This window comes from Flavobacterium sp. ACN6 (genome assembly GCF_002304005.1).
In the GTDB taxonomy this organism is placed as follows: Bacteria; Bacteroidota; Bacteroidia; order Flavobacteriales; family Flavobacteriaceae; genus Flavobacterium.
The window spans coordinates 91,857-107,793 of the sequence record NZ_MRCQ01000011.1; the positions used below are offsets into that span (position 1 = coordinate 91,857).

Below are 15,937 nucleotides of genomic sequence, written 5' to 3' on the forward strand. Positions count from 1 at the left end.
CGGGGTGAAATTTTGTTGTCGCCCAAATGTCACTCCTACGGAATTTTAATCATAATTCTTAACTATCCTATAAACATTCAGCTCCTCTGGAGCTTTTACTATTATTAGTGTATAAAAAAAACTTTAGTAAATTCATATAAACATATCAGCCTTCCACGACTAACCAACATGGAAGACTGACAGCTTAAAACCTAATTCAAAGGATATCCAGGATTTTGTTTTAGGTTTTTATTTGTAGTTAAAACAGTGCTTGGAATTGGGAAAATTGCTCTGTATTTTTCAGTTGTTCCTTTTTCCCACCATGGCAGGAAGAATGTTCCAAAACGGATATTATCTGTTCTTCTTCTTCCTTCGAATGTAAATTCTTTAAGCAGTTCTTGGTCGATAAAAGCAAGATCTATAGTTGCCGGCATTTCTTCTCCTGCTCTGGCTGTTACCTGCTGTAAAAACGGTCTTGCTAAATCTGGCGAACCTAAACGCACGTAACATTCTGCCTGCATCATTAAGATTTCTGAATAACGAATTAAAACAAAATCGTGATCGCGTTCCCATTGTTCTCCTGCTTTCATTTCATATTTCGCTAGACGAACTCCTTCATTTTCTTTGGCGTCTCCCAAACTTGTTAAGTTTTCGGTATAAGTTAGCGGCTCTCCATTATCCATCATAATTACAGAACCTGTTGCAAGATTGATTTGATCTCCCGCAAGCATACATTTTTTTCTTTTATCTGTGTCTGCAAAAGCTGAATATACTCCTGGCTGAGCGCACATTCCGTTAGCGCTCCAAGGGTAATTTCCTATTGGAGAAATAGCTAATTTTTGATTGTAATGTGCAGACATTGAATTCATGTAGTTTCCAACAGTTCCCGCTTTTGAATCGTAAGGAACAGCAAAAATAATCTCGCTTGAGGTTTGATTTTCTGTGGCAAAATTGGTAAAGAAATCTGGTGTTAAAGTGTATCCCGTAACTTTCTGACATGCCTCTAAACAATCCTGCCAACGCGCTGTGCCGATAAATGCTTCTGAATTCAAATACAATCTTGCTAAAATAGAATACGCCACGTTTTTAGTTAATTTAGAATACACCACATTTCCATTTAAAAACGGAATTGCATCTGTAAGCTCTTTTTCAACAAAATCATACACTTCTTTTCTTGTTGAATTGGTTGGAAGATCTGTATCTTCAAAATTGGTTACGATGGGCACATTTCCAAATAAATCCAAAAGATTGTAGTAGTAATATGCTCTCAAAGCCTTTAATTCTGCAAAAATGGGTTCTTTTGCCTTTTCTGTCAAAGACGATTTATTGATTTGATAAATGATCGCGTTGATCTTAGCAATTCCAGTATAATTGTAACGCCACGCCGAAAGAATCATTCTATTATCTGCTTTCCAAGTATGTTTTTGTGCATCTTGATATTGCCCGCCATCGTACCAGTTGGTTCCTCTTGTTGGAATTGTGGCTTCGTCTGAAACTACTTCATTCAAAAAGAAAACATATTCACAAGTTGGGAAATTATTTGATATTGCATCAGAGAATCCTCTTAAAGAAGAATAAGCTCCACCAACCAGCGCATCAATTTCTTTAGTTGTATTTCCAAAATTTCCATCTTCTACCTGATCATATAACTGTTCGTCCAAATCAGTACATGACACCGTAAAAAGCATGCTTAAAAGTATCGCTGCTGTTATTTTGATTTTCATTTTTAATATTTTATGGTTATCAATTCGCTTAGTTATTCAGCGTAAAATTTAGTCCAACAGAAATTGTCGTTGGTCGAGGATAATTATTGTATCTGTCAATTCCAGGAGCTGCTAGTCCCGTTTGGTCTACAACTCCAGTTTGATTTATTCCGTCCTGAGCATTTAAACCAATCTCTGGATCTACGCCTTTGTAGCCTGTTATTACAAACAGGTTTTCTCCCATTACATAGAATCTAACTTTAGATTTTTTGTATTTCAATGGCAGAGTATAACCAAGTGATAAAGTTTGAAGTCTAAAGAATGAAGCATCTTCAATCCAATAATCAGAGTACTTTGGCGCCGAAGTAATACCACTGTTTAAGAAATCATCCGGCACGTTAAAAGCTGGTAACCTGTTTGGATCGTTTAACATCATATTGGTTGCATTCAATGCTTTTTGACCAAACATTCCGTATCCTGAAATTCCAAGATCAAAATTTCCATAAGTAAAATTCATCCCAATACCTAAAGTAAGGTCTGGCTGAATATTTCCTAAATCTCTTTTATCAGCATCAACTAAAGCACTTTCTGCAACTACTTCATTTGCTGCGTTGTAATACTGTATTTTTCCGTCAGCATCTAAACCAGCATTTTTGAATCCCCAGAAAGTTCCAACTGGATATCCTTCTGCAATAATTTGAGAATATTGTCCAGACATACCCGCTAAACCGTGTAAAGAGCCACTGTAGATAACATCTGTTTTATAAGTTGGGTTTGAAAGTTTTTCGATTTTCTGAACATTATGCCCAAGTGTCAAATTAGCATCCCAAGTAAATTTATCTCCTTTAACGATATTTGCATTTAGAGTTAATTCAACTCCTTTATTCGACATTTCGCCTACGTTAGCCAGCATTGTTCCAACCAAATATGGAGGCTGAGGCACTTCATACGTATATAATAAATCTTTTGTTGTTTTAGAATACCACTCGAATGAACCAGTAATCCTATTAAAAAGTCCGAAATCAAAACCAACATTTATCTGCTCTGTTGATTCCCATTTTAAATCAGGATTTGGATTTTGTTTTGGCGAATAGGCCAAACTCCACGTTTTAGTAATTGGATCGTAGTAACTGTCGTTTCCAACTCCAAGAATAGAAAGCGATTTGTATTCGCCAATTCCGTCTTGATTTCCTGTAACTCCGTAACCCACTCTTACTTTTAAGTTGTCTAACCAACCTTTTGACGATTCCATAAATCCCTCGTTAGAAATTCTCCAGGCTGCAGAGGCAGATGGAAAAGTTCCCCATTTATTATTTTCTCCAAAACGACTTGATCCGTCGCGTCTTACAGTTGCTGTCAATAAATATTTACCGTCGTAACCGTAATTTGCACGAGCATAAAACGAAACTAAATTTGATTTTCCTTTGTATGAGTACACATCGCCCAAACGATAATTGTAACCTGCACCCAAATTATTATAGCTAAAAGCATCTGTTACAAAACCGCCTCTTTGTGCTCCAAAACCTTCGTAAATATTTTCCAGATAAGAATACCCAGCTAATGCACTAACATTATGTTTGTCGAAAGTTTTAGCATAATTTACATAAAGTTCCCCTTGTGCGTTTGTAAATTCGCCATAACTTCTTTGTGCAAAACCGCCTTCTGTCTGTCCTTCCATAACAGCATAAGATGGCTTATAAGTTCCTCCTTTTACGGCATTATGTTCTAACGAAATATTAGCAGTAGCGGTAAAATCGTTTAAGAATTTCACATCTGTTTTAAAATAACCTAACAATCTGTGTCTTTCATTATCAATAGTTCTGTTGGTTAAAATTTCAACTGGATTTTGATAAATATTTCCAGTTACTTCAGAAAATTCTCCATTAGAATTGTAAACTGGAATTGTTGGATTTAGGTTGTAAGCTCTTTCAAAAATTCTATAATCAATTGGATGCCATTTATCGATATTAGCAAATAAACCCATATCGAATTTTACATCTTTGTTGTCTCCCAGAAATTGATACGCCGTTACGTTTCCGCTGATTCTTTCTAAACCAGATCTTTTAATAACGCCTTCGTTATTTAAATAAGAAAGGGAAGTTCTAAAACCGCTGTCTGCTTTACCAGAATTAATGCTTAAAGTATGTGACTGTGAAATAGCTGTCTGTTCAATTGCTTTTTGCCAATTTGTATTACCGCCGTAGTCCACAGCGTCTGCGAGTCCATTATCACGAACATATCCTCTCCATTGATTTGCCGATAAAAGATCTAAATTATCTGTCACATAACCAATGCTTGATAAACCGCTGTATACCACAGAAACTCCTTTTGTACCCGATTTAGTAGTAATCATAATTACCCCATTTGCACCTCTAGAACCGTAGATAGCTGTTGCAGAAGCGTCTTTAAGCACGTCAACCGATTTAATATCTGCCGGCTGCACCACGTTAATATCAACACCCGCAATTCCGTCAACCACAATTAACGGACTGTTGCTAGCTGTTAAAGAAGTTCCGCCGCGCAAGCGTATTGTAGAACCCGCAGAAGGATCTCCAGAAGGACGAATAATATTCAATCCTGCTACTTTTCCTTGTAAAACCTGTTCTGTAGAGGAAATGGTTCCTTTTACTAAATCATCAGCTCCAACGGTCGAAATTGCCCCTGTTAAATCAGATTTTTTTACTTTTCCATAACCTACAGAAACCACTTGTACTTCTGCCAAGGTATAACCGTCGTTTTGCAGACGTACTTCAAGATTTGAAGTTGATCCAGTAATTTGAACTCTCTGCGTTGTTGAACCTATAAAAGAAACTTCAATCGCACTTCCTACGGCTACCTGAAGGCTAAATTTACCATCAAAATCTGTTGTAGTTCCGTTTTTAGTTCCTACTTCAATGATAGAAGCTCCCGGCAATACAGTGCCAGTATTGTCGTAAACGGTTCCTGATATTTGTTTTTTCGTCTGCGCGAAAATGCCTGCAGAAAGAAAAAGCATAAATATCATCAATACCGCCGATTTAGCAATCCACATTTGATGCAGGACGCTTTTTGTATTTTTACTATTCATTAGAATTGGTGTTTTAATTTAATAGTGAATTATTTATCTAGAGTTTTTAGCGGAATTGTCGTGTCTGAAATCGTTTTGTCTTTGTTGTCTTTTACCAAAACATGAATTTCAGTCAAATTTGAAACGCCGTTTAGTTCAGAAACTAAATTGACAAAACCTTTTATTTCTGCAGTTCCTCCAGAAAACTCACCAGAGAATGTTTTCGCGCCGGCCGTAATAGTGTAGAGTAATTTGTTTACGCCTGGTTCGTTATTTTTTCTAGACATTCCAAGAAAATCTTTTTGACTGATTTGCAATGGGAAGAAATTGAAACTCGGCGGTGGCGGCGGAATAAATTCTCCAGCATAAATAATTTGGTCGCCAGAGTTAGTTGTCCAGTCCTTTGCTACAAGAAGGAAAGTTATATTTTCCATAACAAAGCCCGCCGGCGGATTGTAGTATTGTTGCGGAATCAAATCCATTCTATAAAAACCATTTCCAAGATCTTTCAATTTTGTTTTTTCAGATACATCTGGAAGCCAAGCCTGATATTCTTGTAAAACTGCCCAGTTGTTTAATCCACTATGAAAATGAACACTTTCAACACCTGCAAAACCATCTTTTAAATTAGAGTTAAATAAAATACTTACCGGTTTATCGATTAGTGGTTTTGTTGGATAAGATCTAATTACCTCATTTGCTGTATAAAATGAAGAGAAATCAGTGTAGGGCATATTGGCAACTTCACTTTGTTTAGATCCGTTTTTGTTTTTCAAACGAAACCAAAAACCAGCGCTTGCAGCAATTTCTGCTGGAGTTTTAGAAAAATAAACTGTTGGGGTTAAAGTAAAACTCCAAACTTTATTTCCTTCATATTTTAGTTTTGCAAACTCAGAAGAGTTTTCCCAATTTCCAGCATCCGGCTCAGATGGAGACCAGATCCAGATGTATAAATTTTCGTTTTCTGCAAACGTAGTTCCCGATAAATCAAAATACCAAGTAACTTGTTCATCGTATTTGTACACTACAGGAAATGATGACATTGCCCCTACAGCTCCTGTAGTTTCCTGCGCCTGAATAAAATTAGGAGCCATCAACAAGGCAAGTAAAATTGTATATATAAACTTTTTCATATTACTTTTTAATTAATAGCATTTAATTTAAATACATAAGATACAAAATCTACTCCGTCTGAAGAATGCGTTAATTGAATCTGCATTTCATCATTCTTTCCCGGAACGGAAATCAATCGAAGTTCGTCTGTTTTTTGAGTTTTTTGTGCATCGCTGTACAAGTAGATTTTTGTTGCGCCGGAATTGGTCGGCTGAAAATCTGAGCTGAGCGCCCAATATCCCTTTGGAGCAAATAATGGAGGGACATTTCCTGTTACTTCATAACTTGTTGGCCTGTTGTTTTCATCTACGCTGAAGTTGATTTTAAAATCTTCGTAATTGAAATAGGCATTCAAGTTTTCTTCATTTGGTTCGATCTTATTTGCTTTCGCAACTTCATCAACCATTTTCAGATTTGCTAATTGCCAATTCCCATTTACTTTCTCATAAATGGTAATCGGATCTACGTAGCTTCCATCTTCTGTGTTATCGCATGCAAGAGCAAAAAAACACATTATAAAAGCTAACCAGTAAAGACTTTTACATTTCATAAATTTTGGTTTTTGTTAGTTTGTTAACCCTTCAAAAGGATAGAGCGAAGCTAGAAGTTAAATAAATCTTAAAAAAAATATCTGAGAAAAATCAAGATGAAATTCAGACATTTTATAATACAACTAATTAAAAACCAATTATTTATAATTATTTTTACAATTTAAAAATCAAGATGGTGTTTAGATCAAAAACGATGATTTTTTAATGGTAAAAATGACAATATGTAAAATAATCAGTATATTTTTTTCACTATACATATATCTAACCTCTTTTTATTGTATAATTGCAAATAATTTATCTGTTTTTAACATTTACAGCTTATTTTTATTTCAAAAACCACTTTCTAAAGCGATGTTATTAAACAATTTACAAGATTCTAAAAACGAGGCTTTCTGTATTTTCTAACTTATTTTTAATTTTAAAACGAATTAACTAAATCTATCTAACAACCATTTTTTACCATAAACCAAAACTAAATCATGCGAAGAATATTGATACTGCTTTTCTTCATTGGAGGTTTTTCTTTAACTGCGAAAGAGACAAATCCTTATTTAGAAGAATTAGATCAGGTGCTATTGAAAAAAGACATTTACCTGAAACAGAAATATCGAAAAATTGAAGCTCTAAAGAAAAACATTTCCAAATTCACGCTCAATCAAAACAATGAGGAGCTGTACAATTGTTATATATCATTATTTGACGAATACAAATCTTTTAAATATGACTCTGCTTATTATTATTTGGAACAATCTAAAATCAAGGCCAAAATCTTAAAAGATCCAAAGTTTTTATCTAAAAGCCGAATCAAAGAGGGTTTTGTACTATTATCTTCTGGGCTTTTTAAAGAAGCCATTGATACTTTGAATGTTATTGACGATACTAAGCTGGATCTTAAAAACAAATTTGAATACTACAATATTAAGGCCCGTGCTTATTACGATCTAGCCGATTACAACCGCGATCAGCGTTTTAATATTCATTATGTACAACAGGGAAATCATTTCTTAAAAAAGGCATTAGAATTAATTGGAACTAATACAAACGAATATTGGGCAGCAGAAAGCCTGAAACGCCTTAAGCAACAAGACTGGCGCGGTGCTGAATTTGCTTTTAGTTATTGGATTAACAACTATAATCTGCCTGCGGAATATTATGGAATTGCCACTTCGAGTCTCGGTTACATTTATTCTGAACGCGGTTACACCAAAAAAGCGATTCAATATCTCGCACTTGCCGCTATTGCCGATGTAAAAAATGCGACGAAGGAAACGGTTGCTCTTCGAAATTTAGCCAACGAGCTTTTTAAAATGGGTTATTTGGATAAAGCCAACGAATACATCAATATCGCAATGGATGATGCTACTTTCTACAATGCCAGACATCGAAAAATTGAGATTTCGTCGATTTTGCCTATTATCGAAAAAGCACAGTTGAATAATGTAAAAGATAAAAATGACAAACTGGAAAAAATCATTATTCTTTTGACGATTCTTACGGTTATCATCTTCCTGTTTTTAGGAATCATCTTTAAACAATTGAAGGAAAAAAATAAGGCCAGAAAAATTATGGCTTCTTCTTATTTGCAATTGCAGGAAATGAATGTGAGTTTGAGTGAGGCAAATGCCATAAAAGAAGAATATATAACGTATTTTATTAAGGCAACTTCGGCTTTCATCAATAAGATTGATCATATCCAGAAAAGTACGCTTCATAAGATTATCACTAAGAAAACAGATGAAGTCATAGCGAGTTTGAAACGTTATAATGTAAAGGAAGAAAGAGAGAATTTATTCCATCAATTTGATGAAATCTTCTTGAGATTATTTCCCACTTTTGTAACAGAATTCAATAAATTATTCCCAAATGATCATAAATGTATTGTCAAAAAAGGCGAACTACTGAATACTGAATTACGAATTTTTGCTTTATACCGATTAGGAATTCAAGATAGTAATCAAATGGCAGAATTTCTCGAACTTTCTGTAGCTACAATTTATACGTATAAAACCAGAATCAAAAGTAAATCTGATTTTAAAGATACTTTTGAAGAGAAAATAATGGCGATTAAAACTATTTAAAGATACTAAGATTCTGAGGTTCTAAGTTTTTTTCAGCATAATGGAATTAATTGTATCATAAAGAAAAAGCTCCAGCGGAGCTTAATATTTATAGGAATAATTAACAGCATCTAAAAAGCTCCAGCGGAGCGACATATAAATTTGTCGCTCCGCTGGAGCTTTTTGTATAACAAATATTTTTCTATAAATATTTCGTCCCCCTGGGACTTCTGATAAAAAGAAAAATTTCCATTATATTTTTTTTTCTGATAAAACATTTCGAACGCACTACATCTCAATTCTTGAATTGCTTCGCCTATTCTCTATAGCGAGTCATGGCTGTCTTTTATTATTCGGAAGTCTCCAATTGCAAAATTGTATTTTGATAGAGTTTACTCAGCGAAAATAACTGTTCAACAAAAATCATGAATGCAATTGGAACAAAGAAAAACACAATTAAGTCTTCTTCGTATAAAAAATAAGTTGAAATCATTGCGAGGCGCGTATATTCCAGATAGTACATCCATTTTCTCTGCTCTAATAAAGCACCGCAGTTAATTAAAGTGATGATAATAAAAGAAAGAACAAACAGTTTATCGTAGATTTCTAAATAATCAAAATAATAGGTAAAAACGGTTAAAACCAACGTGCAGATTCCCAATTGAATATAAAGGTAATTTTTAAATCGAAGTCTTTGATGCGGATTGCTTTTATCCTGCAGAAAGCGCTTTTCCAGAATTGGGCGGATATCTTGATCCATGTGCGCCGGACTTCCAAAAACAGCTTTCCATCTGGCTTTAAATCCGCTGGAGCGTTTCCATAATTCGTAAATTTCGAAGTAATAATGAAAATGCTGCCATAAAAAACTATAGCTTTTCAGCGGATGTGTCAATCCGTATTTTGGTTTTTCTTCTTCCGTTTGAAAAGTTCCGAAGAGACGATCCCAAAAGGTAAACATATCTCCGTAATTTTTGTCTAAATATTTTTCGTCAGATGCGTGGTGAACGCCGTGAACAGAAGGTGTTACAAAAACATATTCCAGCCATTTTATTTTACCAATAAGCTGTGTATGCGTAAAGAAAGAATAAGCTCCGTGAACGATGAGCATGGTAATTACCATACTTGGATGAAAACCTATTAAGGGCAGAATACACCAAAAACCTGTTCGAACAATGGCTTGAAAAGTAGTAATTCTGGCTGCTGCTGTGAAATTAAATTCTTCACTGTGATGATGCACAATATGCGCTGCCCAGAAAAAATTGACTTCGTGTCCTAATCTGTGATACCAATACCAGACAAAATCCGTTGCAAGAATTAGGGCAAACCAAACCAAGGCATTACTCGGTATATCAAATATTCGATAATCATCATAGATCAGATAATACAACTGGTAAAAACTGGCGGCAATAAATAAGTTAATTAATCGCTCTGCAATACCAATACTGATATTAGAAACGGAACTTTCGTAATTAAAAATTTCAGGCCTTTTTCTGCGCTGCGCGAGTTTATATTCCAAAAACAAAAAAAGAAAAAAGGCCGGCATGGCAAATGCCAGAAAATTAATATTTTTCATTTGTATGATTCTTTCGATTCTAAAAATTTTATTAAAAACATCAAACGAAAAAGACATTTCCACCAATTACGCTTTTAGGGAGACTAAAAATGTAATCAACGAAAATGATCTTTTACGAAGTAAACCTGATTTAATTCTGCTTATATTGTGGTGCTGCAACAGCGATCTCTTTTATAGACTGCGTTTCGGCTACTTTTTTCAAAGCAATAATATAAGCGGCAATACGAGGCGTTACACTATGTTTTACTGCAACTCTAAAAACAGTATCAAAACCTTTCTCTAAAATATCCTCCAGACGGGTATTAATCTGGTGAATTCTCCAAGACTCCAAAAGTGAATTCTGAAGCCATTCGAAATAAGAAACTGTAACTCCTCCTGCATTGGCTAAAATATCAGGAACAACTAATATATTTTTATCGTGCAAAATCTGATCGGCATCTGAAGAAACTGGTCCGTTAGCGCCTTCAACAATAATTCTTGCCTGAATATCACCTGCATTTTTCTGCGTGATAACATCTTCTTTAGCCGCCGGAATTAAAACATCAACCTCTAAAAGCAATAACTCTTCATGTTTAATGGCAACAGAATTTGGATATCCTTTTATCGTTTTATTATTCAAATTGTAATATAAAATCAGTTCAGGAATATTAATTCCGTCTGGATTATACAAGGCTTCTGAAACATCGCTTACTGCAACGACTTTTATTCCTTTTTCATATAAAAACAAAGCCGAATGCAATCCTACATTTCCAAAACCCTGAATCGCAGCGCTAGCTCTCGCTGGTCTGATTTTTAATTTTTGAAGTGCCAAAAGACTGATAATGCTCACTCCTCTTCCCGTCGCTTCTACTCTTCCTAAAGATCCTCCAGAATGAAGATGTTTCCCCGTTACTACGGCATGAATTGGTCGTCCGTGTAAGAGTGAAAATTCATCCATCAGCCAGCCCATTTCATCTGGACCAGTTCCCATGTCTGGTGCTGGAACATCTTTTTCTGGTCCGAAAATATCGGCCAGAGCTTTGGTGTATGCTCTTGTAATTTTTTCTAATTCTGCTTTAGAATGCTTTTTGGGATCACAGATAATACCGCCTTTAGCTCCTCCAAACGGAATTCCAGTTACAGCAGATTTCCAGGTCATCCAGGCGGCAAGTGCTTTCACTTCATCTAGATTTACAGCGGTATCATAACGAATACCACCTTTTGAAGGTCCTAAAGCGGTGTTGTGAATTACGCGATACCCTTCAAAATTTTGAACGGTTCCGTTATCCAAAACAATCGAAAAATTCACTGTGATTTGTTTTTCCGGACGCTGCAGTTTTTGTCTGATAGAATCATCTAAGTTTAAAATATCTGCTGCAATATTAAACCGATCAATCATCGATTGAAAGGGATTATGTTTTATAATTTCTGAACTCATACTATATAGTTTTTAGTTGGGGTTAATTTTATGGATTAATGCGCTTACTCGTTACTTAAAATGCAACACGGAATTTTAATTAAACAACAGTGCATCAACATATTTTTATTTCGATTGGTTCTCATATTTTCATTTTTTACTAATTCAAAAAAAAGCCTTTCATGGTGCAATGAAAGGCTAAAAAAAAAAAATAACTAACAAGTACTTTCTCTATTAACGCCATTTCATAACGTGGTTCATCATGCAGCACATCGCAAAGCTGCATCGAGAAAACGTTATCATATTTCGGCTATAGTTTTTCATTGTTGAAGCAAATCTACAAATTATATTTATAAATTCTATAGAATTAGTCGAGTTTATTTTCAATCAACCAAAAACATAACATTAAATCAACTGTAAATTAAAGCCTTACCGCTTAAAAAAAAATTATTGTAATTGTGATAAAAAGATGAAAACAATGGCAATTAAAGCCAAAAATAATCCAAAAACATTGGTTCTAGAAAGTTTTTCTTTAAAGAAATAAGCGCCAATTATAGTTCCAAGAATAATAACCCCCATATTCATTCCAGCAAAAACCGTTGACGGATTTTGTGCAAATGCTTTATGTGCTTTTAGATAAAACAATATATTTCCGAAATTAAAAACACCAACGAGCATTCCGAAAGGAATATTTTTTACTTCCAGTTTTTCTTTTACTGCTAATACTTTATACAATACAATAAACACAGAAACTACAAAAGAGATTAGAAACACCAAAAACAAAGAAGTCGTATAAGGAACAACAGTGTATAAAGCAATTTTCTTAAAAAGAATATCTACAAGTCCGAAGCCTAATAAAACTACAGCGGGATATATCCACTTATTTTCGTTGTTATCAGATTGTTTTCTTAGAATGAATAAAAGCGCTGCAAAACCAATTACAACACCAATAACTTTATAGGTATTAAATTCTTCGTTAAACAATAACCAAGCGGCTAAAATGGGAATAAAAAGTGACAATCTCTGCGCTGCATCTGTTTTTGCAATTCCCATAAATCGGATTGAAAGTGCCAAAAACAAGAACACAATTGGAAGTAAAACTCCAACTGCGGTATAAATTGCAAAAGGTGCATTATTATCTAAAGCTTTAAAATCTGGACTAAAAGTGAAGTAACAAAGCGTAATTGCAGTTATATAATTGAACGAAATTATCTGGGAAGGATTGGCATTATATTTTCTGGAAATCTTAAATATAACACCTACTATAACACTGCATAAAATGCTTAGAATAAGAAATAACATAAATTTTTATTTGGACTGTAAAAGTAAACTATTCCAAAATAAAAAGGCCCAACCGGTTTTAAAAAACCAGTTAGACCAGATTAACTTTCTACCACAAATTCTATCTAAAATTTGCTGATATAACTTCCGTAAATATCTCTAAACTGATTTCCTTTCGCAAATCGGTCTTTACTTAATTTTCTATATTCTACCAATCCCCATAAAACAAATTCTTTCATAAAGTATTGATCTTCTTTTGCTAATTGCGGCTGGTATTTTTTCAGCAACTCGTCTAATGGAGTTACTTCATCCAAAATACTTTTGTAATCTGCATCTGAAGCATCGTCTAATAATTCGAATCCGCTTTCTGCGAAAAACCATTCTACAACATCAGAATAGGGTGTTTTTTCGTCTGGTTTTTCTAATTTTTCGATTTTTGGGAAATATTCTGGAAACAAAGTTCTAATAGCAGAACCAATTAGACTTTCTGCCACAACATCGGCGCCCTCCTGCTCTCCTTCATAAACCAATTCTACTTTTCCTGTAATCGCTGGAATAATTCCAACAAAATCAGATAAACGCAAAGTTGTTTTGTCAGTTCCAGAAATCAAAGCACGGCGTTCGGCAGTACTTATTAAATTTTCAAAAGCCGTAATACTCATTCTTGCACTCACACCGCTTTTATTATCGATGTATTCGCTTTCGCGCGCTTCAAAACTAATCTGCTCCAAAATATCTCTGGCCAAACTCGGCACATAAACAACATCAGTCTGATTTTGATCTAATTTAGATTCCTGCTCTGTAATTGTTCTTGCAATAGCAATATTTTCAGGATAATGCGTTAAAATTTGAGAACCAATTCTATCTTTTAAAGGTGTAACAATACTTCCTCTATTGGTATAATCTTCTGGATTTGCGGTGAAAACAAACTGCATATCAAGAGGCATTCTCAACTTGAAACCTCGAATTTGAATATCGCCTTCCTGCAAGATATTAAACAATGCAACCTGAATTCTCGCCTGCAAATCGGGTAATTCGTTAATTACAAAAATACAGCGATTGGCTCTCGGAATCATTCCGAAGTGAATTACACGGTCGTCTGCATAAGACAATTTTAAATTTGCAGCTTTAATTGGGTCTACATCTCCAATTAAATCGGCAACTGTTACATCTGGAGTTGCTAATTTCTCAAAGAAACGATCGCTTCTATGTAACCACGAAATTGGCGTTTCATCTCCTTTTTCATCAATTAAGTCTTTCGCAAAGCGAGAGATCGGATTTAACGGATCGTCATTAATTTCTGAACCCGCCACAAACGGAATATATTCATCTAATAATTCGATCATTTTACGCGCCAAACGCGTTTTTGCCTGTCCGCGAAGTCCAAGCAGATTTATATTGTGTCGTGATAAAATAGCTCTTTCCAATTCTGGAATTACGGTATTCTCGAAACCGTGAACACCTTCGAAAACAGGTTTTCCAGATTTTATTTTTTCGCGAAGATTATTTCGCAATTCGTCTTTTATACTTGTACTTTTATATCCAGCGGCTTTTAATTGACCTAAGGTCTTTATAGTATTTATTTCCATTTTATTGAAGTATAGATTGTTTATTAATTGATTTGGCAGGTCTTACATGCATTGTGTAATCTCGCTTCGACTTCGCTCAGCGTGACAACTGAGATTGAGAGCCTTAATTAGACGCACTGCAGTACGTCTCTACGATATACGTTATTTTTATTTAAGGTGAAAAAGAAACCTTAGTATCTCAGAACCTTTATAGTTACTTTACTTAGACGCACTGCAGTGCGTCTCTACGATATACGTAATGCTTATTATTAGGTAAAAAAGAAACCTTAGTATCTTAGAACCTTAGCAACTTAGAACCTTTATTAGTTACTTTACGTAGACGCACTGCAGTGCGTCTCTACGATATACGTAATGTTTATTATAGGTAAAAAAGAAACCTTAGTATCTTAGAACCTTAGCAACTTAGACCCTTTATTAGTTACTTTACGTAGACGCACTGCAGTGCATCTCTACGATATATGTGATGTTTACAGGCGCAAAGAAAGCTTAGTACCTTAGAACCTCTATTTAATCTTCTTCTTCCTATTCGTTTCATAATCTTCAAAAATCATTTCACCCAAACCTTTTAGTCCAGTATAAAATGCTTTTCCCTGATTTGCTTCTGTAAACTGATTTACAAAACGCTGTAAATAGGGATCTTTAGCAATCATAAAAGTCGTAATCGGAATGTGGAGTTTTCTTGCCTGTTGTGCCTGCGTGTAGCATTTGTCTACAATATATTCGTCCAAACCATTACTATTCATATAGTAGGAACCATCACGTTCGCGAACGCAGCTTGGTTTTCCATCGGTAATCATGAAAATCTGTTTGTTGGTATTTCGTTTTCGTCGTAGAATATCCATTGCCAACTGCAAACCCGCAACAGTATTAGTATGATATGGACCAACTTGCAAATAAGGCAAATCTTTGATTGGAATCGTCCAGGCATCATTTCCAAAAACTAAAATATCTAAAGTGTCTTTTGGATATCTTGTTGTGATTAATTCTGCCAGCGCCATAGCAACTTTTTTAGCAGGCGTGATTCGATCTTCACCATATAAAATCATGCTGTGGCTAATATCAATCATCAAAACTGTACTCATTTGTGCTTTGTACTGCGTTTCTTCGACAACTAAATCATTTTCGGTCAGCATAAAACTTTCCACGCCATTATTAATTTGTGCATTTCGAAGGCTTTCTGTTAAAGAAATTCTTTCTAAACCGTCTCCAAAATTAAACTCACGGAATTCTCCTGTATGTTCATCACCATTTCCAGCATGTTTTGTTTTATGATTACCGCTTCCAGAACGCTTTAAATTCCCAAAAATCTGATCCAAAGCCTGCTGTCTGATCGCTCTTTCTGTTTTTGCCGTAATTCCTAAACCTGGAGTTCCATCTTGCTTAACTTCATCCCTGATGTATCCTTTCTTCTTCAGGTCTTCGATAAAATCGTCAATTGTATAATTTTCGTCGGTAAGTTTGTATTCTATATCCAGTTCCCGAAGCCAGTTGATGGCTTCATCAAAATCGCCCGAAGTATGGGTGATCAACTCTTTAAAAATCGTAAAAAGTTTGTCAAACGGAGACTGAAAAGGAGCTTCGTAAGTCTTAAAATAAAAGCCTTTTTTAAATTCGTTTTTCATAAATCTAAAATTACGTCTTTTTAGAAT

10 protein-coding genes are annotated in these 15,937 nt (G+C 34.8%); 1 reads left to right on the plus strand and 9 read right to left on the minus strand.

Annotated elements, in window-relative coordinates; genetic code table 11:
* Positions 1-191 precede the first annotated feature (191 nt).
* From BSF42_RS16630 to BSF42_RS16645, 4 genes are read right to left on the minus strand one after another with little or no spacing between them, the layout of a single operon-like run.
* Complete coding sequence (locus BSF42_RS16630) at positions 192-1,703, minus strand: RagB/SusD family nutrient uptake outer membrane protein (protein ID WP_095954220.1); 1,512 nt, start codon at positions 1,701-1,703, stop codon at positions 192-194.
* 28 nt (positions 1,704-1,731) lie between these two features.
* Positions 1,732-4,749 carry a TonB-dependent receptor gene (locus tag BSF42_RS16635; protein WP_253251089.1) on the minus strand — a complete coding sequence of 1,006 codons (3,018 nt, stop codon included), beginning with the start codon at positions 4,747-4,749 and terminating at the stop codon, positions 1,732-1,734.
* A gap of 29 nt (positions 4,750-4,778) precedes the next feature.
* Entirely contained in the window at positions 4,779-5,861 is a 1,083-nt protein-coding gene (locus BSF42_RS16640) for a hypothetical protein (protein ID WP_095954222.1), read from the minus strand.
* Positions 5,862-5,869: 8 nt separating this feature from the next.
* On the minus strand, positions 5,870-6,391 hold the full coding sequence (locus tag BSF42_RS16645; RefSeq protein WP_095954223.1) for a DUF5004 domain-containing protein: 522 nt from the start codon (positions 6,389-6,391) through the stop codon (positions 5,870-5,872).
* A 480-nt stretch (positions 6,392-6,871) separates the two neighbouring features.
* Between BSF42_RS16645 and BSF42_RS16650 the strand changes: the two genes are divergently transcribed.
* Entirely contained in the window at positions 6,872-8,470 is a 1,599-nt protein-coding gene (locus BSF42_RS16650; protein WP_095954224.1) for a DUF6377 domain-containing protein, read from the plus strand.
* Positions 8,471-8,798: 328 nt separating this feature from the next.
* Here BSF42_RS16650 and BSF42_RS16655 read toward each other — a convergent pair whose 3' ends face one another.
* From BSF42_RS16655 to BSF42_RS16675, 5 genes are all read right to left on the minus strand, one after another.
* On the minus strand, positions 8,799-10,022 hold the full coding sequence (locus tag BSF42_RS16655) for a sterol desaturase family protein (protein WP_095954286.1): 1,224 nt from the start codon (positions 10,020-10,022) through the stop codon (positions 8,799-8,801).
* 130 nt (positions 10,023-10,152) lie between these two features.
* Positions 10,153-11,439 (minus strand): Glu/Leu/Phe/Val dehydrogenase, encoded by a 1,287-nt coding sequence (locus BSF42_RS16660; protein WP_172426712.1) that lies wholly within the window; start codon positions 11,437-11,439, stop codon positions 10,153-10,155.
* A 426-nt stretch (positions 11,440-11,865) separates the two neighbouring features.
* On the minus strand, positions 11,866-12,720 hold the full coding sequence (locus BSF42_RS16665) for a DMT family transporter (RefSeq protein ID WP_095954226.1): 855 nt from the start codon (positions 12,718-12,720) through the stop codon (positions 11,866-11,868).
* 104 nt (positions 12,721-12,824) lie between these two features.
* Complete coding sequence (locus tag BSF42_RS16670) at positions 12,825-14,288, minus strand: AAA family ATPase (protein WP_095954227.1); 1,464 nt, start codon at positions 14,286-14,288, stop codon at positions 12,825-12,827.
* Positions 14,289-14,791: 503 nt separating this feature from the next.
* On the minus strand, positions 14,792-15,910 hold the full coding sequence (locus BSF42_RS16675) for a VWA domain-containing protein (protein WP_095954228.1): 1,119 nt from the start codon (positions 15,908-15,910) through the stop codon (positions 14,792-14,794).
* Positions 15,911-15,937: the final 27 nt, after the last annotated feature.